A 26512-nucleotide genomic window follows, 5' to 3' on the forward strand; every position below is an offset into this window, starting at 1 on the left:
GCATGGAAGTGGGAACAACTCAAGCCAGGAGTTCACACCGCCAGAAAAGAAGATCTCGGTATTAGCTCCGAGGAACTAAACTTGCGCAATCGCATTGCCGCCGCAACCCCAAACTTTTAGCAGGCCACGCTAGCGCCCAAACGGCTAATATTGCCAACCCTAAAGTTGAATCTAGACGAAGCACTAGGCGGCGCGGCGCTCTTGCATGTCGGTATTTTGAGGAATGTCGGCCTTCATCACGTGATCGGTGACAATCGGGGTTTCGACGCCACGACGTTTCCGCCGTGGTTCCGGGGCCATGCGATCAAACAGTGTGCCCATCAGTTTAGGGTGATAACAGACAAACGACCACAACAACCCGATGGCAACTCCGCCACATAAGTCGCTGACAAAGTGCGTTCCCGTACCGAGTCGTTGCATCAGCACGCCAGCCCAGATGGTGGCGAAGAGCACCCTTCCTCGCGGCAGGAGTATCCACAACCCGATCGTTAACGCCGTCGCGGTGACCACGTTCCCGCTCGGGAAGGCGCGGATACTCGCGTCAAACGTCGCGATCTCACTCAAATCCCAATCGATCGCCCACAGCCACGCTGACTGATGCCCGGCGTATTCGAGATCCAATTGGCTGGGACGCGGACGCAGTACGAACATTTTGGTTATCGTCGCCAGCGCGCCCCCACCGAGCGCTAAGGCGGCCAAGCGCGGTACCTGCCAACGCAACCGTGGAGCCAACATGAAAATTGCCATCAGCACCAGGAACACGCCCGTGCCGTGTGAGAACACCAGTGACAATTCCAACGCCGACGTAAAATCTCGAGGTAGGTCGGAGGAATCCAGATAAGCCGAAACGGGCGCATCGATCAGGGTGAGCACCGGAACCAACAACGCGGTAATCGCGGCCATATAAAACAGCGTGATCGGACGGTAAACCGTCGTGGCGTCGTGCGGCGCGGCGGGCATCAGAGGGCGGTCCAAGGGATTTTCCTCGGCAGAGAGATCGGCAAAACGATCAAGGAAAGGCATTCAATGTTGGCTTGGTATCAATTCTCGGTGAATCGCCGAAAGACCATCCTGTGAAATTCTGATGTTTCGCTCTTCGACTCTTTTTGGTAACGCATCCAATCATGAAAGATCACGTACTCGGACAACTGTCGTTCCTGCGAGCCACCGCGATCGGCGGCATCTTTTTCTTGCTGCCGCTCGTCGTGTTGTTGTTTTTTCTGGGACAAATCGCCCAGGTCATCTTTGCGGTGGCCGTCCAGATCCAGCCGCTCGCCCAGCAATACCTGGGGATCAATCACGTCACCGGCTACGCGATGATCTTCGCGATTGCCGTCCTGTTGATCGTTCTGGCGTGTTTCATCGCCGGAATTTTGGCAAGCAGATCCGTGGCCCGGCAATTCACCGGATGGGTCGAGAAGTACCTGTTGATGATGTTCCCTCGCTACGCGATTTTCAAAGAACAACTTAGCGGAAACATCGGTGGTGACATCGCGAAAAACCGACTCAAGCCGGTAAAGGTCAGGTTGGACGGATACTCAAGGTTGGCGTTCGAGGTCGAGCGAGCGAATGACCTGAACGAACCCGACATCGAGCTGGTCACGTTATACCTGCCCGGTTCCCCTGATCCTTGGTCAGGAACCGTGATCTACACAACCGCCGATCGCGTTGAAATGATCGGCTCGCCATTCCCCGATGTGCTCGGAGCTTTCGAGAAACTTGGGTCCGACACGCAAGCCATCTTGCGTGGCGAATCTGTCCATCAAGGCGTTAAAGTCGAACGGTGATCGGTCGCGGTAGCTGAAACGGTTTGGACATCGGCGTCGAGGCTCGCGTGATGTTCGCTTGCCGACGAACCCAACGCCGATACGAAGGCAAGCATCGCGTGAACATTCACTGCCGGATTAAAAAGTGGCATAGGCTTCCTGCCTGTGTATTTGCTTCCACAGGCTGGAAGCCTATGCCACTTAGAGCCTATCCGTTCAGCCGACTAACTGTTCGTAGGCCGATAGTGCAGTACGTGCATTGTCCACGCCGCCCATCTCTTCGATCAATTGTTTGGCCTTGATCAAGGAGTCGAAGCTGACTTCACCACCAGCGGTTTTGGCAGCGGCGGGTTTACGTCCTGGTTTGCGTCCTGGCTTTTTGGCCGGAGCGGCTTTCTTGGAAGCAGTCGCGGCGGGAGCGCTTCGGCGAACGGTTTTCTTTTTCTTCGCGTTCGACTTCACGGTGCTGACAAACTGAGCATTCACATCGATGCCCTTTTCTTTCATCGCGGCAACCACTTCAAGCGGCTTCGCTTTAGGATTCGCGGAGTAGTATTCACGAATCTCTAAGGACTTGTTCACACCGTTTTTCTTCTTGGCCATGTTTTTTTCATCCATCTGTGACGGACAGCACCATTCATAGTGAATTGTGTCAATTCGAATTTAGCTGTCGTGATAAGTATTGTGTGATGGCTAAAATAGGCAAACGACACGGTTTGTCAATCCGTTACATCCTCTCAACGACCCCGATATTAAGAAGTTCTAGGCCTTGTTGAAGCACAACACCGGTTAGATATACCAGAGCCACCCGTGTCTGAAGAACAATCGGGTCTGTATTTCCTAACACCCGACACGACTCATTGAACGTGCTGTAGGTCTTTGCCGTTTCATACAAATAGTCACACATTTGATTCGGAGCGTAGGCTGCGATTGATCCGTTAATCGCCTCTTCGAACCGAATCAATGCAATGGCGAGTGCGCGTTCGGCGGGTTCGGTCAATTTCAGATTAGTAGTGTCGGTGGTCGAAACGGCCCACCGAGAAAGGTCGTCGACATCCAATTCGGCGGCCACTCGTCGTAGAATGCTCTGCGTTCGCGCATAAGAATACTGAATATAAGTTGCGGTATTTCCTTCCATTGCGACCATCTTTTGGACATCAAAACGGTAGTCGCTGGTGCGATGATGCGAGAGGTCGGCGTATTTGATCGCGCCGGTGCCGACGACTTCGGCGATGAGGTTTTGTTCAGACTCGTCCATGGGCGGACTCATATTCGCGAGACGCTCGGGGTCGCATGCGACCGCCTTGGCTGCCGCGACGGCCTCGTCGAGCAAACTTTCCAAGCCGATCAGTGAACCGCTGCGGGTTTTCATCGGCCGTCCATCGATGCCTAAAACGGTTCCAAAGCTAACGTGAACGAGTTTGATGCCTTTCATTCCCATAGGCTCGGCCATGCGGAAGAATTTCTCGAAGTGTTCGCTTTGGCGAGAATCCACCACGTACAAAATCTCTTCGGCACCAAAGACTTCGTGACGATATTGCAATGTCGCCAAGTCCGTTGTTGCATACAGATAAGCGCCGTCTCGTTTTTGAATGATCATCGGACTATCGAAACTGTCCAAAAACACACAAACAGCGCCATCGCTTTTAGTCGTCAGGCCGAGTCGATCGAGCGTTTCGACAACGCCGGGCAGGCGATCATGGTAAAAGCTTTCGCCGAGCGTATGATCAAACGTGACGTCCAAACGATCGTAAATTCGATTGATTTCATCTTTACAGTGGGGCAGGAATTTCTCCCATAGAGCCCTGTTTTCCGGATCGCCTTGATGCAATTTGGCGGTTTCCAGCAACACCGCATCGGCCACGTCGGGATGTTCGGCGGCGCACTGAGCCAACATCGGATCGGAATCGACGGCTGCGATTTTCGCTAGCGCCGATGCGATTTCCGATTCTACCGATGCGACTCGGCGGGTTGCGGCATCGGCGGACTTCTGTGCTTTTTTCTTGTCTTTGGCGGAAACCTTGTCGTCTTCAAGGGCAGCGTCGGCGGCAAGTGCTTCGACCTCCGCCGCCGCTTTGGCGTCGACCAACTTCGCTTGCAATCCTTCTAGACTTGCTTTCGCTTTGCTGTACTCGATCAGTTGATTGGTTAGCCGGTAAAGGCTTGAGAGCTCAGGCACCGGATTGGCGGCTACTTGATCGGGATCGCCGAAATGTTTGTAGCCGTAGATGATGATACCGAACTGAGTCCCCCAGTCACCGAGGTGATTGTCGGTAATCACTTCATGGCCGACGAAGCGGTGCAATCGCGAAAGGGCATCACCGATCACGGTACTGCGGATGTGCCCGACGTGCATCGGTTTGGCAACGTTGGGTGACGAATAGTCGATGACTATTTTCGAAGGGTTGGCCACCGTGCCGACACCGACCCGTTCGTCACCGATCATGCCGCATAAGGTTCGATTGAGGAATGATTCCTTGAGTTTCAAGTTGATGAAGCCGGGACCGGCGACCTCGGGCGTTTCGCAGATGTCGTCGAGTTGCAGCTTTTCGACAATCGCTAGGGCGACATCGCGTGGCGGTCGGCTGAGACGTTTGGCAAGCGGCATGGCCGCGTTGGATTGATAGTCGCCGAATTGCGGATCGGCGGCAGGTCGTACCATTCCTGCATACTCGTCGGCATGTTCGGTCAATTCGGCAATGGCATCAAAGAAACGGTCGCGAAGCAGCGCGGATAGGTTCATCGGAGTCGTGTCGGAAAGTGATGTGGGTTCGTCCGGGGGGCGATGGCTCAATCGTTAGGTGTCAAGCCAAGGTCTTCCAGAGGGATTCGCTTGCCGTCGGCCCATAACGATTCGAGGTCGTAATACTCACGGGTTTCTTCATCAAACAGGTGAACGACGAGGCTGCCGTAATCGAGCACGATCCAACTACTTTCTTGATAACCTTCGATCCCCATCCGATAGTCGCCGAGTCCTTTTTCGAGGGCGTCGTCGATCTGTTCGCTGATCGCGTGCAGTTGCCGGCGGCTCGTTCCGGTGGAAATGACAAAGAAATCGAATTCGGCGGATTGACCGCTGACGTCGAGCACCAGCACATTTTGACCGTTGTTTTCGATGGCAACGCGAGCCGCCTCGGTCGCCAGTTTTCGTGCGTCTTCGATGCCGTGAGGACGGATCGCCCGACTGGGCTGCTCCATCGGGTTGAACTTCTTGGCGGACCTACTCGACGCGTTGGTCGCGCCTGCGGACGTATTTTCGGGGGGCTGTTCGGACAATCTACGGGTACTTCAGGAAGGGGATGGGTGTGCAAACATGCGCAGTGTATCGCACCGGATCGGTTTCTCGTACCCGTAGATCCGGGAAGCACTCCTGACGAGCCCGACGCGCAAGTTTTGAAGTTACACTCTTTTCGCAACCCGCTGCGTAAGCGAGGGATACTAGATATTGACTCATCCCTCGCTTACGCAGCGGGTTACTAAAAACCAACGCCACAGGCAAAAGTGCAACTTCAAAACGCGCGAGCGAGGGTGGTTCCCAACCGGTTTGTCCCTCGCTCGGCCGTCGGGCTTGTATGCGAGCGTCGGGCTTGTATGCAAGCGTCGGGCTTGTATCTGTCTTGGGCCAGAGGGAGCAACGGGGAAAAGTCCCTGGTGCTTTGTCCAACTTCAATTTTAAGATTAGCCGTTTTGGCGCTAGCCACGGTTCCGTCGCAAAAACCGGGGCTAGCGGGCTGTTGATTTAGTCTTCATCGAAACCCGAAGCGTGAGCGAGGGATACATACAAAGGACTTAATGGTGATGAATCCCTCGCTCACGCTTCGGGTTACGATTAAATCAACACGCCCCTAGCGCCCAAACGGCTAATGTTGCCAACCCTAAAGTTGAATCTAGACAAAGCACTAGGTCTTGTTCGAACGTTAAGTTCGGATTGCCATATTGTGGCACGGCGGTCCCCGCCGTGATTCTCGACGGAGGACCGTCGAGCCACGTTGCTGACACCCTAAAGTCAAGTGTGGATGAAGCGCTAGAATGGGAAGTTGGCAATTACATCAAATCGTGCAGACCGCGTTTTTGCAATTCAGCCACCACTTCGCGGACACGTTCCTCGCTCGAACGCGGTGCGACCAACGTCGCGTCCCTCGTTTGCACGACGATTAAATCTTCGGTATCGATCGTCACGATCGTGTGTCCCGGTTCGCTCGCGATGATGCAGTTCTTGGAATCAATTCCGATGTGGTTTCCCGTCACGGCATTTCCGGCATCATCGAGCGGTTGCAGGCGACCGACCGCTTGCCAAGATCCGACATCGTCCCAGTCAAAAGGAGCCTCAATCACGACGACTTGATCGTGGCGTTCCATGACCGCGTAGTCGATCGACTTGCCTTCGATGGCGGCGAACTCGGTCGCCAAGGTCTCGGTAAACGAACTCGAGCCGATCGCTTGGGCGATGTTAGATAGGTGTTCGTGCATGGCAGGTTCATGCCGTTGCAACGCATCCAGGATCGTTTGGGCTTTCCATAAGAAGATACCGCTGTTCCATAGATAGTTGCCTTCGGCGACGTATTTTTCAGCCGTTTCTCGATCTGGTTTTTCGCGAAAGCATTCGACGGAAAATGCATCATGTCCCTCGATCGCCGATCCTTGTTGGATATAGCCGAATGATTCAGCCGGATAGGACGGACGGATGCCGAAGGTGATGATCGCTTCGGGATTGTCTGCAATGACGGCTTCGCCTCGCCGAACCGCGTCGGCAAATCGATCGTGATCGAGGATCACGTGGTCCGAAGGGCAGACCAACATCACGCCGTCCGGGTCGACGGCCGCCACCAATGCCGCCGCCAAACCAACACACGGAGCGGTGTCGCGACGGCAGGGCTCGCCGATAACCGACGCCTTGCGAAGTTCCGGTAATTGTTCGGCGATCGGATCAACGAGCGACTCGGCGGTGATCACACTGATCCTTTCGGAGGGCACGCAAGTGTTCAAGCGATCGCAAGTCGCTTGGATCATCGTACGAGTACCCGAGAGGGCGAGAAGTTGTTTCGGCTTGGCCTTGCGGGAGGCCGGCCAGAACCGGGTGCCGCTGCCGCCGGCCATGATGATCGCGTGGAGCATTTGGTGAAGAGTGAAGAGTGAAGAGTGAAGAGGTTATTGTTCGTTTAGTTTTTCGTTGAGTAGTCTTAACGCGGTTTGAAAATCTTGGACTTCGGGGGCTAGCTCGGCGGCGTGTTGTAGCTGTTTTTGGGCTCCGGTTAAATCACCGGCGAGATATAAGGCCAAGCCGAACCGATATTGGATGGCGGCGTTGTCCGATGCGAGGGCGGCATCGCGTTTGAGCAGAGGCAGTTCTTCGGCTCTCAGACGGGCGATCCAGTCTTGGGCATTAGCCGTCTTTCCTAGCATCTTGTCGATTTCGGATAAGATTTTGGCGGCGTTTTGGTCTCTTTGGGATGCTTCGACAAGACTATCGAGCAGCGCCGCCAGGTTGGTCCGCGCACCGGTCATCTCGGGTTCCACGGCGATGGCGTTTTGGTACGCGGTGATCGCCTCGACATAATCGCCTCGTTGTTCGCTAAGCATGGCCCAAGCCATGTGGGAGCCGGCGCGGTCGGACGCGTACATCAGTTCGTCTTTGACGTCGTCGAGCACCTCGTCGACTTCGCGTGCTGCGGTGCCAACCATCGTTTGATAGCCGCCCGAGGCGACTAACGCTTTCGCCGCCTCGCTGCGTACCAGGCGTGAGGGATTCTTTAGTAGCGGCAACAGAGCGGACTTGGCGACGCTCGGTGACGCCACGCTCATCGCCCTCGCCGCTGACGCCAGTAGAATCGGTTCGATCGGTTCGGATGTCGCGTTTTGTTCGATCAATTGTTTCGCCGCCGCCGTGCCTTCGCGATGACCACGGCTGATCAATTCGTCCAGCGCGGTCGCTCTCGCAATCACCGGCGCGAGCGATTCGTCGCGGACGATCAATCTCAACGCCTGCTCGACGCCGGCCCGATCGTCGGTTCTCAACGCGGTCAACGCTTCAGCAAAATGCGTTGGCTTTTGACGTTCGGTTCCGTACCATTTCTCGCATGCGTCGTCGCACCATTGATCCGTCTTGGTGATCGCATCGGCGACCTCGCGGTCACCTTGTTCAGCCGCCTGCAACCAATCTTGATAGAGTGTCAATCGATCTCGCTTCGCCACCGATATGGATTCGATTTGATCTTTGACGTGGCAACTGCTGCACGCGTTAGGCGTACCAAGTGTGACGGAAAGATCGGGACGTGGAATTCGAAAACTATGATCCCGACGCGCGTCGACTTCCATGTAAGTCGTATTTGGCATGTGGCAATTGACGCACTGGGCACCTTCGCTGCCGACGGCGTGATGGTGGTGAGACGGAGTGTCGTACTTGCCGGAGGGGTGTTGATGACATGACGTACACGTTTCGTTGCCAGGGTGCTTCAGTTTCAACGAGTGCGGATCATGGCAATCGCTGCACCGGATCCCCTTATGATACATTTTGCTTTGCAAGAACGAGCCATAAACATAGACCTCGTCTTTGATCTGGCCATCGGCGTGATAGGTGTCCTCACGCAGCAATTCTAAGTTGAAGTGATCGTGATAAGCGTTGCCACCATGAAATGAGCCGTCGAGCACGCCGCGTCGGGAATGACATGGCGCGCAGGTTTCAAGTTGCGGATGAGAGTCCTCGCCCTTGAGTTTGGTCAACCCGAACCCTCGATGACGATCCCAAAATAATGAATTCCCGCGGGCCATTTCGACGTGCAGGCTGGCGGGGCCGTGACAGGCTTCGCAACTAACGTCGATCTCCGAGAACGTCGTGTGGTATTTCTGTGTCGAGACATCGAAGTTCCGTTGCAGGTTGGTCGAATGACATTCGGCGCACATCGTTTGCCATCGCTGCGCCACACCGGTCCAGTGCAGCGGATCGCCGGGTTCCAACTTTTCAGGCACATCGGGCGGACGCAGATAAAACCAACGTTTGTTTTGAGTATCCCAACTTATCCGTAATACTTGAACGCGTCCGATTTCATCGTCTTTGGCATCGGTGGGACGGTCGAACTCGACCATGTATTGTTGCAACGGATCGACGCCGAAGACGTATTTGACTTCGAAGTCTCGCATTTTTCCGTCGGGCCCTTCGGTGTGGACCATGAATTTCTCGCCATTGCGAAACAAGCGATTCTGCAATCCGTCGTGCTCAAAGGTCACGTCGTTGAAGTCGCCCAAGACCGTTTCGTCGGTCGCGAGATCCATGGCCAGGTCGTGATGCGAGCCGGTGAAGGCGGCGGTTTCGGTCGCATGACAATCCGCGCAAGCATCCCGGCCGACATAGGTGGGAACGACATCGCTGGGGTAACTCCGCCAGTAATCGGCAAAAACTGCCCCGGCGATGAACAGGACGGGAATCAGCAACCAGGTCCGGCGCGGAATCTTGACGGGAGGGAAAGGCAAAACGTTCTGAGTTGATTAAGGGGAGAGGTATAAATCGGCTAACATGCTCGTCGCCTGGACACGCATCTGGTGAATCAAACGAGCACACCGGTCGTCACCATCGGCCACTTTTTCCAACCGTCGCGCCGACCGCAACAACAACTCTGCCGTCCTTACGGTTTCGGAAGCGTTCTGGATCATGCTGAGGTCTCCGGGAGGTCGTCGGTTCGGATTCGGAGACTGTTCTTGAGCAGCGGCTTCCGCCTCCATTCGCGGATCGAGGATCGACCCGTCAAGGATACTCCCTTTTTCACGAATCACATCCAGAACGTCGCCGAGCAAGCCGGGCGTCGGTGCCGTCCGGCCGCTTTGCAAAGCCTCCCGAATCCGTTCCGCCGCAGGATCACTTTCGGGTGCGTTTGCGGGCACCTCGGTGGGCGGCGGATATTCGCTTGGCAATGGCGGCGGGGGTTCCGACCAAGCTTGATTGGTGGCAAGAATGAGCAACGCGAATCCGGTCAGTTTCTTCATAAACGTCGCTCCGACGGCAAGGGATCTCGATTCGTTCCAGCGAACGGATGCCAAGTATAGGGCATTTCAATGAGAATCAGCAGCCTCGTTCTCGGGGTAAGGGGAAATGCCGTCATTCCGCGCTCACCAAGCACCGCATTGCTGCATTTGGCGGATAACGGTGCCTGCCCAATCTCGGTTCGCCGCCGGAGATGCGGGGCTCGGATGCAGGATTTTCGATAGGGTCATTTCCCGTTTCTTTGGTGCGTCAACGCATTGAAGAACACGTTCGAAACAAGCCTCCGCGTAGGCACCAACTCCGATGAGATGTTTCCAAGGGATGGTTTCGATGACCTCTTGCAGATGTTGATCGCAATGGACCTGGATGGCTGCACGCTCACCGGCGGACAACTTGTCTGGCGTGCGATTACGACCGCTCGCTTCCATGAACACAAGCGGGCAATAGTTGACCACCAGATGTTTTTGGAAGAACACCGACGGTTCAACGAAACGCTCCTGCATGAGTCCCCACAATCGTCGGCCACTGACCTCGCTGCGTTCACACGCGAGTCCTTCGATGGGACGCTTGGGGTGTTCAGGATCGACGCCATCGACTTCGCCTGTGATCCCCATCCAATCCCGAACGGCCGCGACTTCACCGAACGGGACGCCGGTTTGCGCCATACCCCAGGGGCCAGGATTCATTCCCAACAGCAAGACCTCGGCGGTCGGTGAAGCCTGTTCGAGGTACTGGAGATGTAATCGCCAGGCGTAGTCGAGCGGATTGTAGATGTGAGTGACCGGATCGCCAAACTCCAACTCGTTCATCGCCGCCCGCAAACGATCGGCGGCCGCAATGAGTTTTTGGCGAACCGAAACAATATTCGCTTGAGTTGACATGACTAGACACGTATCACGAGGGATCGGGGATCGACTCAACCGGGGCGAGGCTCGCCGACGTATCGCTAATGGACTGATTGAGGATCATGATCTTCTGCCAAATCTTGCGTGACAAACCGGTGCTGAGTTGTTCCACATCGCTGACGGCGGCGACCGAGGCGGCGTCGTCAAAACCTCGGACGTATAACGCCGCAATTTTCCCCGTCAACGAAAGCATCTCCGTGCAGTAGTCCAAATAGCGGTTCAACTGCAACGCCGTCATATTGTGTCGTGGCGAGTTGGCGGTGTTTTGCCAGATTTTGAGAACCCGCTCGGGATCTTTCGTCAATTGGTGCATGTCAATGATATGACAGATCGCTCGAAGCTCATGGACGGCGGACAGGGCTCGTTTGCGTTTGATTCGCGTCTCCAACGAGATTAAAAAGTACAACCCCGCGCCCAGGAGAACGATTTCATTGGTCACCGCTTCGATCGTGGAAAGGAAGTCCGAAATCGAGATGCTATTTTCGGCCAATTCGTCGGTGGAGGGACGCACCCAAGTCACAAAAACCCAAAACAGCAGCGAAATCAGCGCGACCGCCATCGCATAACCTGAGACACGAATCCAAAGGATCGGTCGGTCGATCGCTCGCGACCGCTCGGACGCTTGCCGGGCGATTAACAGCAAATCGCCACATAGCTGGCACAATCCGCTATCAGGAAATCGCTCGCTGATCCGGCGTTGCAACTTCGCGATCGTTTCGACGATGCAGTCGTCGCGTAGTCGCAAACCACTGGGTAAGTTTTCCATTCGCACTGATGCCATCCAAAACGCAATTGGTTTACACTATGAGCCGATCCGAAAAGGGGTCTGACCCTTTGGAGGCGATTCGATATTCGTTGTTTTTCTGGTAACGCCAGAGAGGGTCAGACCCCTTTTCGGTTAGGCTCTAAAAACTCTCATCGCCGCCCCAAACAGTCTCGCCTATCGGCCCCTCTTCTTCTAGCCCCGCTCTCATGAAGCCCGAAACGAACGCGAGCCGCGCCTATCAACACCTGCGTCAAAAGCTGGTTTCCGGCGATTTTGAACCGGGAACCCGTCTGCTCTACGGCCCGATCGGAAAGGAAATTGGCGTTAGCGCGACGCCCGTTCGTGAAGCCGCCGGGCAGTTGGCCAAAGAAGGATTCGTCGACCTCGTCCCGCAAATCGGAGCGGTTGTGCGTTCGATCGATGTTTCCGAGCTCAAAGAACTGTACGAAGTCCGGCAGCTGATCGAACCGCACACGGCGGCGCTGGCGGCTGAGCGTGCCAGCCACGAACAACTCGCCGCGATTCAGATGCATTTGGGGATGATGCGGGATCTGACCGACCAGCAACGGTCGACGAAGTCTGAACTGGCCGACAAGCGATTGACTGCCCGGTTCAATCAAGCCGATCATGCGTTCCACATCGCGGTCATCGAGGGGTCCAATAACCGCGCTTTGGTACGGACGGCCACGCAGTCTCACGTGTTGACCCAAGTCTTCGGGATTCGCCGACATCAGCACGACGCAGACATTATGCTGAGCACGTGCGAAGACCATCAGAAAATTCTCGACGCAATCATCTCCCACGACCCGAAGGCGGCCCATCAAGCCGCTTTCGACCATGTTACCAAAGGTTTGAGCCTTTCTCTCAAAGCATTGCATTCCCCATGAACCGATATTTCTTTCTGATTTTCAATTTTGTTCTGATCGTCGCGAGCGGATCGGTCATTTCGCCCGTGACTACCGCTGCTGAACGCGAGCACGAATCGGCCGACCGACCGCCGCCGAATATCGTTTTCTTCTTTACCGACGATCAAACCACCAGCACGCTGGGTTGCTACGGCAATCCCGTAGTACAAACACCCAACATCGATGCGCTTGCGCGACGCGGCGTGCGGTTTGAAAACGCGTTCGTCAGCCAAGCGATCTGCTGGGTCAGTCGCACGACCATCCTTTCGGGATTAACCGGTCGTACGTACGGTACCCCAGGAAATCATGAGCTCGCGAAACCCGAAGCGGTCGAAACGTTGTATTCCGATTTGCTTCGCGAGGAAGGATACCGCACCGGATACTTCGGAAAGTGGCACGCCAAAATGCCCAAAGGCTACCGGCCTGATGAACATTTCGATGAATTCGAAGCGATCGGTCGCAATCCTTATTACAAGCGGCAACCCGATGGAAGTCTGCGCCATGAAACGGAACTCATCGTCGATCGGGGCATCGACTTCTTGCAACGCCACGACAAATCGAAACCCTTCGCACTGAACATGTGGTTCAATGCCTGTCATGCCGAAGACGGCGATCGCCGGCCCGGTATCGGGCACTTTCCGTGGCCGCGATCCGAAGACGCCGGTGTAGCCGATTCTTTATATGAAACTGCCACGATCGACCCACCGCGACTCGACGACCCCGCGATCTTCGAATCACTTCCTTCGTTCCTGAAGACTACGATTAATCGCGAACGTTATTTTTGGCGTTGGAACACGAAACAAAAGTATGAAACCAACATGCGGGCCTACTACCGAATGGTTTCGGGGATCGATGCGAACATCGGCCGATTTATGGCGGAACTGGAAAAGGCAGGCTTGGCTGACAACACGATCATCGTTTACTCCGCCGATAACGGCTACTACATGGGCAACCGTGGGTTGGCGGGCAAGTGGTCGCATTTTGACGACGCACTACGAGTGCCTTTGATCATCGCCGATCCGAGGTTATCGCAAGCCCAGCGTGGCAAAGTCTCCGATGCACTCGCGTTGAACCTGGACCTTCCCGCAACGTTTTTAGACTGGGCCGATGCCGAAGTCCCCGCGCGATATCAAGGTCGCAGCCTGAGTCCGATCGTCCAGAACGAGAGAGTACCGGATGATTGGCGAACCGAAACGTTTCACGAACACTTTGCCGTTCGCAATCGCATTCCAGCGTTCGAAGGTATCCGCAGCAAACAGTTTAAGTACGCACGATACATCGACCATCAAAACACCGAGTTCTTGCACGATCTGCAATCCGATCCAGATGAACGCACCAACCTCGCCGACGATCCGAAGTACGCCGAAACGCTGGCGATGATGCGGGCCAAAACCGATGAGCAGGTTGCCGAACTTGGCGGCCCCTTGGAACCACTCGAGGGCAACTTCAGTGCGTCGACCGAGCCGCATCCGGTCGCGTCGGCGGCCGTCGCCGGTCGCGCCGGCAAAGACGGTTTTGTCCAAGTATTCAATGGCAAGAACCTAAACGGTTGGGAAGGCGATCCGAAGTATTGGTCGGTCGAAGACGGCGCATTGACCGGCGTCACCGATGGCTCACTTAAGATGAATCGTTTCATTACGTGGACACCAACAACGATTCGCAACTTTGATCTGCGGGTCAAGGTGAAAGTCACCGCCGGAGGTAACAGCGGGATTCAATACCGAGGCACTTCACGACCCGATTTAGGATTGGACGTTGTGACAGGTTATCAATGCGACGTGGTGGCCAACACACCGCAGTACAATGGAATGCTGTACGAAGAGAAAGGACGTCGCATCCTCTCGCATACAGGCGAGAAAGTAATCGTCGACACCGACGGATCGTGCTGGGTCGTTGGCACCATGCCGGTGAAAGAATTCGAACCGGATCAATGGCATGATTATCGCGTCTTGGTTCAGGGCAATCATCATCAACATTGGATTGACGGTCATCCCACGGCGGATTTGATCGACCTGGATCCAAACGGTCGCGTGTTGGAAGGTGTTCTCGCGGTCCAAGTTCACGTCGGACCGGCGATGAAGATTCAATACAAGGATTTTCAAATCAAGCACTTGCCGGATGACTTGCCGTTGTTGAAACCCGACGACCATCCGATTCCCGCCGATGCCTATGGCGTGCGCCCGCAAGCGAAACTGCCCAAGGATTGGAAGCCGCCTGTGTACGGAGAGCGTTGAAACAACAAGCCGTGACGCGTCGGGTTAGGAAATCTGGAAGTTATTTCCGAACGCTTACCTAGTGCTTCATCAAAATCTAATTTTAGGGTGAGCCGAACGCGCTAGCGTCGGGCGTTGAGCAATGCCCGCGGCTAGCGCCGTCGGCTCACTTCACTAACCCTAATTTTAGGGTTTGACGAAGCACTAGTCGCGGAATTTCTCTTCGCGGTTTGGGTAAAGTTTGCCGATTATGCGGACGATAACCATTGCGTGGCCTTTTCTCGTTTTGCGAGCCGGGCCGGTTAGGTTGGGTTGCCGCGAGGTGTCCAGCCTGGATTCTTCGCCAACGTGACAGGGATGTCCACGATGACCCACGCCGTGAAACTCACTTTTTTATCCGCCGCGATGATGCTGCTTTCGGTCGGTTGTTGCGGACCGATGTGGCAACCCGGTGGGTGCGGTAGCGCATGCGGCACCACCGCGTGCGGCACTTGTGATGATGGCTGCGGAAACTGCGGCGGATGTGGGGAACTTTATATCGACCCTTGGATCAATCACCCGCCCGATTGCTGCGATCCGTGCGATTGCTGTGGCAACTACAACGGACAATCTTGTGGAAAGTGCCGGGGTGTCTTTGCGGGTGTTAAGAGCCTGTGGGGCTACAAGTGCGTCGACGACGGCGGCGGATGTGATGGCGGATGCGACTCGGGAAGTTGCGGGCATGGAACCACTCATGGCGGCTACCATGACGGCTATCAAGAAGGCGAGATTCATTCCTATGGTGAGTACTCCGATGGCGAAATCATCAGCGAAGAAGTCGTCGGCTCCGGCTCCAACTCGCCTCGTCTCGCCCAACCACGCATGGCGGTCCAGCCTGGCCATAAACCGATCTTTCAACCACGCCGCGTTAACGGGCCGAAGCAGCCGTTGGCATACTGATTCATGAACATGCTGCGACTGGTTTCGTGGAACGTCAACGGTGTCCGAGCGGCGATGGACAAAGGCTTCCGACGCTATATCGAATCCGAAACACCAGCGATCGTTTGTCTGCAAGAAACCAAGGCAACCCCGGAGCAGGTCGATACCGTTTGGGCCGACGATCTGGGATATACGCAGTTGTGGTGTTCGGCGACGAAAAAAGGCTATAGTGGTACATCGATTTGGTCCAAGCTACCGATCCGAAAACACCAAACCGGAATTGGTTTTGCCGAACACGATACCGAAGGCAGAGTCATCACGGCGACGTTTGACGATTTTCACTTAGTCAACGTTTATACGCCTAACTCGCAGCGTGGTCTTACTCGATTGGCGTATCGTCAGGTTTGGGATGCCGCGTTCTTGGCCCACGTGCGAAAACTCAATCGCCGTAAGCCGGTAATCTTTTGTGGCGATTTGAATTGTTCGCACCACGAAATCGATTTGGCCAATCCGAAAGCCAACCGAAAGAACGCGGGCTTCACCGATGAGGAGCGTGCCGGCCTCGATGCTATCGAGTCGGCCGGTTTCGTCGATTCGTTTCGACAATTCGAAACCGGCCCGGGGCACTACTCGTGGTGGACGTATCGCAGCGACGCACGCGAGCGAAACATCGGATGGCGTTTAGATTACTTTTGGGTCGCCAAGCGATTCATGCCGCAGGTCACCGGTGCGAGGATCCGACCCGACATCATGGGGTCGGATCACTGCCCGGTCGAACTGGACATCATGCCGATAACTGTGGTTACTTCCACCGGCGAATCGTCACGTTCTTGAATCGCGCCGTCATCGCGGGACCGCGGTGCAGTTGCAGTGCGATCACACCTGAGTCGCGAGCCTTGTCGGTTTGGTTGTCGATCAGCTGGATCATCTTGGTTTCGTTGATGAATTGTTCCAGCTGATTGCCACGGACGACGACTCGATAGTCATTCCATTGTCCTGAATGAATCGTGTTGGCCAGCGCGTCGTGATCGGCGAACTTTTCGACGGACTTCTTACCATCCTCACCGATCGTGACAAACTCGCCACGTTTGGCCAAAATGCCTCGACCTTTTTCCTCGTACAAGATCCCGGCAAACTTGTTCGTTGAGTCGATATCTGCTTGATACCCCGAAACAACAAACTTGTCCTCATCGACTACGACGCTACGGTACTGAATTCCCGAATTGCCGCCTTCGAGTTTGAACTGCAACGTCAATTCGAAGTCCCCTTCGATCGGTTCGTTGAAGATCAAAAATGTATTCTCGGCGATCGGATCTTCGTCGGTAGTACGACCGACGATCATGCCGTCTTCGACCCGCCAAAGGTCATCACGTCCCCGCCATCCCTCGAGGGACTTGCCGTCGAAAAGGACCGTCTGCTCGCCGCCTTCGAGCGAGCGAACTGTTTCGTCGCCGAGCGTGGCGAAAGGCGAATGGACCGAAAGTGCCATCATGAAAGTGAATAGTGGGAACGCTAAAGCTGAAGGTTTTTGCAGAAATCGGGTCACGTGGGTTCTCGTGGGTTCGGGAAAGGGTTGTCGCAATCGACAGCATTCTAACTAGTTTGACGCCCTGACGAGAGGATGGCCCGAAGCTTCAGCCGGGCCGTCACCTAGGAACATCACTTGCCTGCGTATTGGCCGATCGATAAACCGAAAATTCTGCCTCTCCATGCGAATCCGGAACTATCCCGACAACCCTCACAATCGAATGAAAGCTTTACCAAAAAACGGCTAGGCGTCCCGATTATCGTGGTGGACGTCCATCGCCACTTGGGTCTTGGGCTAGCGTTTGAATGCCTTTCACTTCGCTGGCGATACCAACATGATCGAAATCCGAAACCTTCAAAAGCTCTACGATGATACGCTCGCCGTCAACGGCGTCAGCGTTACGATTCCGACGGGCGTGGTTTGCGGACTCGTTGGCCCCAACGGCGCAGGAAAGACGACAACGTTACGTTGCCTAGCCGGTCTGATCCGCCCCACCGCAGGTGAAATTCACGTCGATGGCATCAATCCGGTCACGGACGAAGTCCGTCTGAAACAGAACGTCGCATACGTTCCCGATGACCCGCCGCTATTTGACGACCTAACCGTCGGGCAACATCTCGATTTTGTTGCGCAGCTTTATCGAATCCGTGATCACCGTCCGGCTGCATTTGATCTGCTGGATCGTTTCGATCTGATGCCGAAATACGATGCTCGCGTCACTGCCTTGTCGCGCGGTATGCGTCAAAAACTTGCTATCGCGTGCGCCTATCTGATCTCGCCACCATTGCTGCTACTCGACGAACCACTCACCGGCCTGGATCCTCCCGGAATTCGCGTGTTGCTCGATTCGATTACCCAATACGCGCGGGCCGGTCGGACGGTGATCATTTCCAGTCACTTGCTCGCGATGATCGGTGACGTTTGTGACCAAGTTTGGATGATGAATCGAGGCAGTGTGCGATTTCACGGCACCACTCAATGTTTGCGAAAATCTTACCCCGCAGCTGCGACGCTCGAGCAAGCGTTCTTTGCGGCAATGAATGACGATCCTGCGGTTGCTTCCGAAACAACCCCGACCAGAATCGCTGAACCTGAATTGGCTGCGGTCGGATGATCGCACCGTCTCCGAATTGGAAACATTCGATCGAAACCCTTTGGGACCTGGAAACCACTCGCGCGATCCATCGATTCCATCGTTTCCGAGAGCGGATTCGCTCGCCCCGACAAGCTATCGGGATTGTCCTGGCGGTCGGCTTTATCATTCTTTATTTGCTCGTCGGTCTGACCATTCTGGCACGCCGCGATACCGTCGCCCCTGAGCGATTGCAACTATGGCTGTCCGGTGGCATGGTGGTCTACACCATCTATCACGGGCTCAAGTATCTCTTCGCCAGTCCTCCCGACGGACGATTGTCGGGTGATCCGGCGACGGCCGCATTCGGACTTTGGATCGGCGGAGGACCGATCCCTCGTCAAGTCGTCTCGCTTCATGATGTTGTTCGTTTGATCCCCGCGACGGCGATGAAGACGTCACTGCTATGTGTGGTGCTTTACCGTGATGTTCCCAGCTTGGTCTGTTTATGGATCGGCGTGTTTGCGGCCCTATTCACCCTGGAGTGGATTCGCCGAATGGTCAGCCAAGTGATCGACGCGTTGAATTCACGCGAGCGATTGGTCGTTCGGTTTGCCGGTGTTTTGGTCGCACTCGCGTTGACCGCGCAGTGGGCTCTGGAAACATGGAACTCCACTCCGGTCGGAAGTGATCCCGGCCAATACATGGCGTCAGGAATTGGCGTCGTCGCCGATTTCGCCATGAGCGGGCCGGTGCAGATTTTGGCCTTCCCTCTTCAGGCCGCCTCGCATCTTGCGGTAAGCCGTCCATTTGCATGGGCGGCCGCCGTCATTCCCGCGTCCTGGTTGCCGGTCCACTGCGCAATCCTGTTCCTGGTAGCGTCCGCATCTTTGGGATCATTGCTATGGTCCTACGCGGCACTGGATCAATGGTCGCTCGATCGCCGACATGCCAACGAACAGTCCATGCTTCGCAAGTTGACAAGCCGACCTAGGCGTAGCCGAACGTCATCGGCGAGTGTCCAACGCGCTCACTTCATGGAGCGACGAGGCGTTCAAGCTCACCCGATATCCGCACTCGTATTGCGGCAATGGCATTGCCTCGTTCGATACCGGTTTAACGTGCTGGTCAGTTTCGCGATCCCCATGGCAGTGTCGCTTTCGCCGCTGTTTACAGGTGATCCCGACTTTGCTGAACAAGCGACCAAGCAATGGATCTTCGTCGTCGGTGGGATCGCCTTGAGTACCCTGCTGCTCGCACCGCCGGCGCTTCAAATCGACTTCCGACGCGACCTCAAGCGAATGTGGTTGTTGAAATCATTTCCGATATCGTCTTTGAGTTGTTGTATCGGGATGCTCGCCGTTCCCGTTTTGGTCACGAGTCTCTTTCAATGGATCACGCTGGCCGCCGCTTATGCAATCGCTGCACCCCCGATCGGTCAGGTCGTATGGCTCGCCGCCGCCTTGCCGGCTCTGGCACTGATGACGTTCGCTACCGAAAACGCGTTGTTTCTGGCCTTTCCTCATCACATCCATGATCAAGGCATCGCGATGGTGATTCGGGCAAAGGTGACTTTCCTCTGGAAAGGATTGGTTCTTGCGCTGTTTCCGGTCTTGCTGTACCTGGGATCGCTTGCCTGCGTGGCGGTCTTTCCCCCTAGCGTCAGCGCGGTCGTGATTCCGGTCGGCAGTGTCGTTGGGTTCTGGATATTGGCCGGATTGACGTTGCTCGCCTGTGATCGTTGTTGGTCGCGATTCAATCCGGTTGACGACATCCCCAATGAAGCGTGATCGGCCCAAATACGCCCTAAAACGCTCTATCTGATGTCAATTCTCTAAATGCAAACACGCATTATTTGCCTGTGACGCACTTTTTCGCCGGTCACGCTTTTCAGACAAAGCCTAGCGTTGCGGCGCGATCGAACTAGACTGCAACCTCGCGGGAGGGGTCCAAGATTCATCCGCGTCTGGTCTATTCGTCTGGTTAATCGTCTTGCTCCATCATCGCGTCCGACATCATGAAACCCCACGCCCGTTCGCTTCGTTCTTGGTGGAACGCCTCTTCGTCAAAAAACGCCCGTAACTCCGGCCCGACCAAACGCCGCCGATTGTTCGAATCCCTCGAACAACGCCGGTTGCTCGCGACCGATATTTTCGCCTCAGCAACGGGTGAAAATCTGCGTGTTGTTCGAGATGGAAGTGAGGTCGTCGTTACGGGTAGCGTCGCCGGTGAGTTATTGCGGCAAGACGCCTCGACGATCGACTCTTTACGTTTAATCGGCTCGGGCGAGGACGATTTGCTCACGATCGATTACACCGGGGGTGATATCGGGCTACCGATCGAGTTCAATGGCAACGGCCAATCCGCCATTGGCGGCGATGCGTTGGAATTGATCGCCGGACCTGGAAGCGTTGATCGGGTCAACCATCAATTCACCAACGCGAACGATGGGACGATCGAAATTATCAACGGTGCGTCGACCTCGACGATCACCTATACGGGGTTGGAACCGATCGTCGATAACCTCAACGCGATCGATCGAGTCTTCACGTTCAACGGCGGAAGTGAAACGATCACCTTGGCCGACGACGGTGATGCGAACAACGGACTGAACTTCATCGATTCCACGCTCGGCGAAAGCGTCGCGTTCGTCAACCCGACCGGTTCATTGACGATCAATGCCGGAGTAGGCACCGACATCATCAGCGTGTCCACCTTGGATAACGGATACGCCGCGTCATTGATCATCGATGGAGGCGACTCGGCCGATGATGTGTTGATGCTCAGCAACGTCAATCTGATCAACACGCCCGCCCGAGGTTTAACGCTCAGCGAACTCGAAACCATTTCGATCAACGGCGGTGAGATCTCAGGCAATACCGCCGACATCGGTGGCGGTGTCCTGATCAACAACTCGACGTCGGCGATCACCACCGCCGTACTCGACTCCGTATTGATTCAAAACAACGCGGCCACAGGCGCGGTCGCTCCGACCCAGGGCGGCGGCGGGATCTACAATGCGGGCGCGGCCCTGACCATCACCGGAGCCACCACCATCTCCGGAAACACCGCGACAGTGGGCGGGGCCAGCGGTGGTGGTATCTTCAGCAGCGGGACGTTAACGATCACCGGCGCGACGATCACCGACAACGATGCCAATCGCGCCGGCGGCGGGATCGAGATCGCCGTTGGTTCTGGTCCGACGACCTTGACCGACGTGATTTTGAATTCGAACAATGCTTTGGCGGGCCCCGGAAACGGCGGTGGCTTGCACGTGACCGGCAATGGAAATGTGACCTTCGTTCGTGGCGAGGTCAATCAAAACACTGCCGCCAGCGAAGGCGGCGGTTTGTGGAACGGATCGGGAACGATGTCGATCACCGGCACGACGGTTGAAAACAACACCGCCAGCGGCAACGCCGCCGACAACGGAGGCGGGGGCGTATTCAACGACGCAGGCGTCTTGAATCTCGACAGCGTGGCGATTCAGGGGAATCAAGCCGACGGAACCTCCGGCAGTGGTGGCGGTTTGTTCTCGCTCGCCGGTATTATCACGATGCAAAACTCAATTGTGCAAAACAATTCCGCCAACCGAGCCGGCGGCGGCATCGAAATCGTCGCGGGTACCGCAACCTTCACCGATCTTCAATTGCTTAACAACGACGTCGACGGACAAGGCACGACGGCCACGACTCCGAATCCTGGTAACGGGGGCGGACTGCATGTATCGGCAACGGCGACGGTGACCGTTGCGGGTGGGTTGGTGCAGGGCAACCTTGCCCGCGAAGAAGGCGGCGGACTGTGGAACAGTTCGACCGGAACGATGGTCGTTGATAACGTGATCATGCGAAACAACGTCGCGCGAGCGGCCGGTGGCGGTATCGATCAAGGCGGTGGCGGCGTGTTCAACAACGGCGGCAACGTAACAATTCGCAACAACACTGTCTTCACCGGAAACCTTGCCAATGAGAATCTCGGCAATGGCGGTGGCGTGATGACGGTCGGCGGAACCGTAGTCCTCGAAAACGTCTCTTTGAGTAACCATGCCGCTAATCGTGCCGGTGGCGCTATCGAAAACAACGCGGGCAACGTCACACTGACGGCGGTTACCCTCGACAACAACACGGCCGAGATCAACGGCGGAGGTTTGCATACCAGCGGTCAAAGCGTCACGACGATCAACAACAGTAACTTCACCAACAACACTGCGTTGCAAGAAGGCGGCGGAATTTGGAACGGAAGCGGTTTGATGACGATCAACACCGCGACCATCACCAACAATACGGCTAGTTCGACCTCCAACGCCGGCAACGACCAAGGGGGCGGCGGAGTTTTTAATGATGGCGGCAGATTGGACATCAACGATGCCACCATCACCAATAACGATGCAACGGCCAATCGAGGTAACGGCGGCGGCGTGATGACCGTCGGCGGCGTTGTCACGATCGACGACAGTTCCATTCAATCCAACGCGGCCGGACGAGCGGGCGGGGGAATCGAAAACAACAACGGGAACCTCACTATTACCAACGAAACCGTCGGCGGTCCAGCGGTCGCGTCCGGTAACACCGCTGCGATCAACGGGGGTGGATTGCACGCCAGCGGCGCGGGCAGCGTCACGACCATCAACGGCGGACTTTTTCAGAACAATGTCGCCGGACACGAGGGCGGTGGTTTGTGGAATGGTGCCGGAACCATGACCATCAACGGCACGCGAATTCTCAACAACACCGCCAACTCGGGCGATAACACCAACAACGACCAAGGCGGCGGTGGCGTGTTCAACGATGGAGGCTCGCTCGCTATCGACGCAGCCGTGATTAGCAACAATCTGGCGACTGCCAACAACGGCAACGGCGGTGGAGTGATGACCGTTGCTGGAACCTTGACCATCAACGACACGACGATCGCATCCAACACCACGGCTCGTGCCGGTGGCGGCATCGAAAACAACGCCGGCAACGTGACCTTGACCGATACCGACGTGAACTCCAACTCGGCTGGCATCAACGGTGGTGGACTCCACGCCAGTGGTGGAATGAGCAATACCGTTGTCAATGCGGGTGCATTTGAAAACAATACCGCTGCTGAAGAAGGCGGCGGTTTGTGGAACGGTCCTGGCACGATGACGATCAGCGGTACGGACATCACGGGCAACACCGCCAGTTCGAGCAATAACGCTGCAGACGATCAAGGAGGCGGCGGTGTGTTCAACATCGGAGGCATGCTCAATGTCACCGATGCCGCCATCACGAATAACTTGGCCACGGCCAATGACGGCAACGGCGGCGGGATTTTTTCAGTCGGCGGCGGCATAACAATAACAGGCACCTTCGTTGGTTCCAACGAAGCGGCTCGTAACGGAGGCGGACTTAGTGCCGTGGGCACCACCTCGGTGACGATCACGGGCGGCACGTTCCGATCCAATGTCGCCGGTGAAGAGGGCGGTGGGTTGTGGAATAGTGGCACGACGATGACCGTCACCGGAACCAACATCACTGAAAACGTCGCGATGGGCGACGACCCGACGGATCCACAACAGGGCGGAGGCGGCGCGTTCAATGAACTGGGCGTCCTTAATTTAATTGGTGTCTTACTTACCGATAACACCGCCGACGGTGTCAACGCATCGGGTGGTGGTGCCTTCAATCACTTGGGCGAATTGAATGTTTCATTGTCGACCATCTCTGGAAACAACGAGTGCGGTTTGACTTACTTCCGTCCTCAAGGCTCGATCCTGAACAACACATTCGCGGCCCCTTCGAACGCATTAGCGCCGAACATTGGCGGAAATTTGTGTCCTTTGATCGGCACCGATGCGGCCGACACGATCGTCGTTCGCGATAACGAGATTCGCATCAACAACGACCGGCTGCAATACGTCGATGACACCCTTGGTCCGATCACTATCTTGTCCGGCGACGGCAATGATACCTTCAATATTCAATCCACCGACATCGACAATGTGATCAACGCTGACGGAGAAGCGGGAACGGACACGTTCAATATTTCCTCGAATGCACCCGGATTGAATGGCAACTTGGATGCGATATTAGGCGATATCAACATTATCGGTGGCGATCACGATCCACAGACGGATTTAGCGAGTACGGTGCAAGCGCGTCGGTCACCGGGCGAAACTTCAATGGTCGATCTGCTGAACATTCGCGGCGATGTGGTCAATATCAGTGATCGCACGAGCGTATCGAACAACACCTATGAATTGAACGCGACTCGATTCCAGCACGGTGGCGCGGCGACCAACAATATCACGTTCGCCACGATTGAAGAGTTGAACATCGAAACCGGTCAAGGCAACGATACCGTAACCGTCATGGACACCACCGCATCGGGGATCGTTGACCTCGACACCAACGATGGCAATGACACGGTGAACGTGCAAACGACCGGACTGAGTAGTTTGCTGACCGTTCGTACCGAAAACGGAAGTGACCGTATCGGCATCGATGATACCGGAGACCGAAGCATCCTTCAGCTGATGTCGGGTGCACAGAATGACGAAATCACGATTCGCGATCGTGGAGGCAATTCTGGAATTGACGTGAAAGCGGGAGCGGGAACGGATCAAATCATTGTCGGCGGACCTGCTCCGGTTTTGTTTCCGACACCGACGGGGTTGGAGCGATCGGTCATCCTGATCGACGCAGAAGACGACGCCGACGAGTTCATCGTCAATGAAGTTTTCTTGGAAACGGTCGTCGAGTTACTTGGCGGTGGGGATAACGACACCTTCACGCTCAATGCCTCGGGCTCTGATAGCGAAGGATACCTACGCCGTCTCAATGACGATCCCAATCAAAACCCCTCTCAGGATTCCGTAGCGCGGACGCGGGAACTGCTGATCGATGGTGGCGGCAATGCGCCTGCGACGCGTGAATTCAGTGAAGGCCTCAGCATCGATGCGTCCAATCGCGTCTCCGAAGATACCGTTGGTGGTCAAGAGATCGGAGATCGGATTCTCGTCAACGCGGCCAATGCAACCGACTCATTGGACCTTCGATATGCGATCGATGGTCTCGGCTTTGGCGTCCTAGCGACGACCAATCCGGTTGCCTTGACCATGCCCGCAACGCAGGACGGCCGAGCAACGATCGGCAATGAAGTCGTCGATTCGATCGCGGTCGAATTGTTCGAAATCAGGACCGGCTCCGGCAACGACATACTCACGATCACGAGCCAAATCCCGTACGGAATCCAACAAAGCCGCCAAGCGATTCGTTTCGATAGCGACGGGGGTTCCGACCGCTTGGAAATTCTGGGGACCGATGCTGACGACTCGATCACTGTCGGTCCGATTGGTGACGCGGACCACGAGCCGATCGAAATCGCCAATGTGGAGAATATGCGCGTCGATGGTCGAGCCGGCAATGACGAGATTTTTAACTCGACATCGGCGATCGCGGTCCTCGACGGGCATGAAGGCGACGACATTTTGCGGGGTGGATCTTCATCGGATCTACTCACCGGCGGACCGGGGATCGATCTTATCTTCGGCGAGGATGGCAACGATGTCTTGTTCTCCGATCGAAACTTTAATAGTGACCAAGATTTTGAGAATAACGGAGATGTTCTCGATGGAGGCAATCAAGCTGCGGGCGTTCGGCCGGGCGACATTTGCGTTCAGCTCGGGGCCGACTTCGTTCGCAATTGCGAAGTGCTCGGTGACGGCGGAGCTCAAAAGGACGTCTTGACGTGGTTGCGAGCCCGGATCGTCGACGGCAATGATGTCTCGTTCGTGGGACGTGACCCACAGTTGGAACCGTTTGACGGAATTCCTCGCGAAGCAATTCCGGAATTCGAAACCACCGAACGAAGCATATCGGATCCCAATGCCGTTCCGGTTGCCGGCGACCCGAGCGGAGAACCGCTGCTCGATGTCAACGGCGACGGCCGAATCACTGCAATCGACGCGTTGCGGATTATCAACGAATTGAACGCATTGGAAACAGGTGCGACCGGTTCGGGCGAGCCGACCTTGTTTGGTTCGTCTTCATCCCGATCCGACGTGAACGGGGACGGCCGGGTGACCGCGATCGACGCGCTGATGGTGATCAATGAAATTAATCGCAGTGAATCCGCCGCCGCAGAACCGGTCGCCGGGTTGCTCAGCGAATCAATGTGGAGCGAAGACGTCGACGACCTATTCGAACAACTCAGCGACGAAGCCGATCGATTCCGAATCAAATCGTAGGCTGGGTGGAGGAGGGCTTTGACGACGAACACCCGGCATCGGGAGCCGCCAGCGGTAATCTCTCAATCAACTGCCAACTGAGGCCATGCCGGGTCTCCGCCGAAGCGGCTGCGACCCAGCCTACTAGTCTATCGCAGCTCAATTTTCGGGTAGAGGCGTCTTAATTTGATCCGAGCGTCTGCGGTCGTGAACTGCCAATCGATTCCCGTTTGACGCTCGTTTCGCGCGGCATACCACTTGGTAATTCGCTCG

Annotated in this window: 18 protein-coding genes; 8 read left to right on the plus strand and 10 right to left on the minus strand. The window is 55.8% G+C overall.

The annotated features are described in order from the left end of the window. Positions 1 to 183: 183 nt before the first annotated feature. Positions 184 to 975, minus strand: coding sequence for a phosphatase PAP2 family protein (locus Pla100_RS28845; protein WP_231603758.1), 792 nt, complete (start codon positions 973 to 975; stop codon positions 184 to 186). Positions 976 to 1124: 149 nt separating this feature from the next. On the opposite strand from Pla100_RS28845, the gene Pla100_RS28850 reads away from it, so the two are divergent. Further along, a complete protein-coding gene (locus Pla100_RS28850; protein ID WP_146582616.1) occupies positions 1125 to 1787 on the plus strand; it encodes a DUF502 domain-containing protein in 663 nt (220 codons plus the stop codon). Between the two features lie 195 nt (positions 1788 to 1982). On the opposite strand, the gene Pla100_RS28855 is transcribed toward Pla100_RS28850, so the two are convergent. From Pla100_RS28855 to Pla100_RS28890, 8 genes are all read right to left on the minus strand, one after another. Further along, positions 1983 to 2369 carry a hypothetical protein gene (locus Pla100_RS28855; RefSeq protein ID WP_146582618.1) on the minus strand — a complete coding sequence of 129 codons (387 nt, stop codon included), beginning with the start codon at positions 2367 to 2369 and terminating at the stop codon, positions 1983 to 1985. 124 nt (positions 2370 to 2493) lie between these two features. After that, entirely contained in the window at positions 2494 to 4509 is a 2016-nt protein-coding gene (gene argS, locus Pla100_RS28860) for an arginine--tRNA ligase (protein ID WP_146582646.1), read from the minus strand. A 47-nt stretch (positions 4510 to 4556) separates the two neighbouring features. Further along, positions 4557 to 5042, minus strand: coding sequence for a ribosome silencing factor (gene rsfS / locus Pla100_RS28865; protein ID WP_231603759.1), 486 nt, complete (start codon positions 5040 to 5042; stop codon positions 4557 to 4559). Positions 5043 to 5810: 768 nt separating this feature from the next. Continuing rightward, complete coding sequence (locus Pla100_RS28870) at positions 5811 to 6881, minus strand: mannose-1-phosphate guanylyltransferase (RefSeq protein ID WP_146582620.1); 1071 nt, start codon at positions 6879 to 6881, stop codon at positions 5811 to 5813. Positions 6882 to 6914: 33 nt separating this feature from the next. Then, positions 6915 to 9233 (minus strand): multiheme c-type cytochrome, encoded by a 2319-nt coding sequence (locus Pla100_RS28875; protein WP_146582622.1) that lies wholly within the window; start codon positions 9231 to 9233, stop codon positions 6915 to 6917. Positions 9234 to 9248: 15 nt separating this feature from the next. Beyond that, positions 9249 to 9743, minus strand: coding sequence for a hypothetical protein (locus tag Pla100_RS28880; RefSeq protein WP_146582624.1), 495 nt, complete (start codon positions 9741 to 9743; stop codon positions 9249 to 9251). A 123-nt stretch (positions 9744 to 9866) separates the two neighbouring features. After that, positions 9867 to 10622 carry a uracil-DNA glycosylase family protein gene (locus tag Pla100_RS28885; protein WP_146582625.1) on the minus strand — a complete coding sequence of 252 codons (756 nt, stop codon included), beginning with the start codon at positions 10620 to 10622 and terminating at the stop codon, positions 9867 to 9869. 13 nt (positions 10623 to 10635) lie between these two features. Continuing rightward, the gene (locus tag Pla100_RS28890) at positions 10636 to 11412 is read right to left on the minus strand and encodes a hypothetical protein (RefSeq protein ID WP_146582627.1); all 777 of its coding nucleotides are present in this window, start codon (positions 11410 to 11412) and stop codon (positions 10636 to 10638) included. A 206-nt stretch (positions 11413 to 11618) separates the two neighbouring features. Here Pla100_RS28890 and Pla100_RS28895 point away from each other — a divergent pair, with 206 nt between their 5' ends. The 4 genes from Pla100_RS28895 (at position 11619) to Pla100_RS28910 (ending at position 16282) form a co-directional block, all read left to right on the plus strand. After that, on the plus strand, positions 11619 to 12299 hold the full coding sequence (locus tag Pla100_RS28895; protein ID WP_146582629.1) for a GntR family transcriptional regulator: 681 nt from the start codon (positions 11619 to 11621) through the stop codon (positions 12297 to 12299). Then, entirely contained in the window at positions 12296 to 14551 is a 2256-nt protein-coding gene (locus tag Pla100_RS28900) for a sulfatase-like hydrolase/transferase (RefSeq protein WP_146582631.1), read from the plus strand. The genes Pla100_RS28895 and Pla100_RS28900 overlap by 4 nt, the downstream gene beginning before the upstream one ends. A 345-nt stretch (positions 14552 to 14896) precedes the next feature. Beyond that, a complete protein-coding gene (locus Pla100_RS28905; protein ID WP_146582633.1) occupies positions 14897 to 15469 on the plus strand; it encodes a hypothetical protein in 573 nt (190 codons plus the stop codon). Between the two features lie 9 nt (positions 15470 to 15478). Beyond that, a complete protein-coding gene (locus tag Pla100_RS28910) occupies positions 15479 to 16282 on the plus strand; it encodes an exodeoxyribonuclease III (protein WP_231603760.1) in 804 nt (267 codons plus the stop codon). On the opposite strand, the gene Pla100_RS28915 is transcribed toward Pla100_RS28910, so the two are convergent. Continuing rightward, entirely contained in the window at positions 16251 to 16940 is a 690-nt protein-coding gene (locus tag Pla100_RS28915) for a 3-keto-disaccharide hydrolase (RefSeq protein ID WP_146582637.1), read from the minus strand. The two genes, Pla100_RS28910 and Pla100_RS28915, sit on opposite strands and share 32 nt — an antisense overlap. Positions 16941 to 17310: 370 nt before the next feature. Between Pla100_RS28915 and Pla100_RS28920 the strand changes: the two genes are divergently transcribed. The 3 genes from Pla100_RS28920 to Pla100_RS32040 all read left to right on the plus strand — a co-directional run bounded on the left by Pla100_RS28920 (position 17311) and on the right by Pla100_RS32040 (position 26260). Next, on the plus strand, positions 17311 to 18090 hold the full coding sequence (locus Pla100_RS28920) for an ABC transporter ATP-binding protein (protein ID WP_146582639.1): 780 nt from the start codon (positions 17311 to 17313) through the stop codon (positions 18088 to 18090). Next, positions 18087 to 19838 carry a hypothetical protein gene (locus Pla100_RS28925; RefSeq protein WP_146582642.1) on the plus strand — a complete coding sequence of 584 codons (1752 nt, stop codon included), beginning with the start codon at positions 18087 to 18089 and terminating at the stop codon, positions 19836 to 19838. The genes Pla100_RS28920 and Pla100_RS28925 overlap by 4 nt, the downstream gene beginning before the upstream one ends. Before the next feature lie 317 nt (positions 19839 to 20155). After that, positions 20156 to 26260 (plus strand): dockerin type I domain-containing protein, encoded by a 6105-nt coding sequence (locus Pla100_RS32040; protein ID WP_231603761.1) that lies wholly within the window; start codon positions 20156 to 20158, stop codon positions 26258 to 26260. Positions 26261 to 26512 lie beyond the last annotated feature (252 nt).

Origin of the sequence: Neorhodopirellula pilleata, assembly GCF_007859915.1 — a bacterium.
Classification (GTDB): Bacteria; Planctomycetota; Planctomycetia; order Pirellulales; family Pirellulaceae; genus Rhodopirellula; species Rhodopirellula pilleata.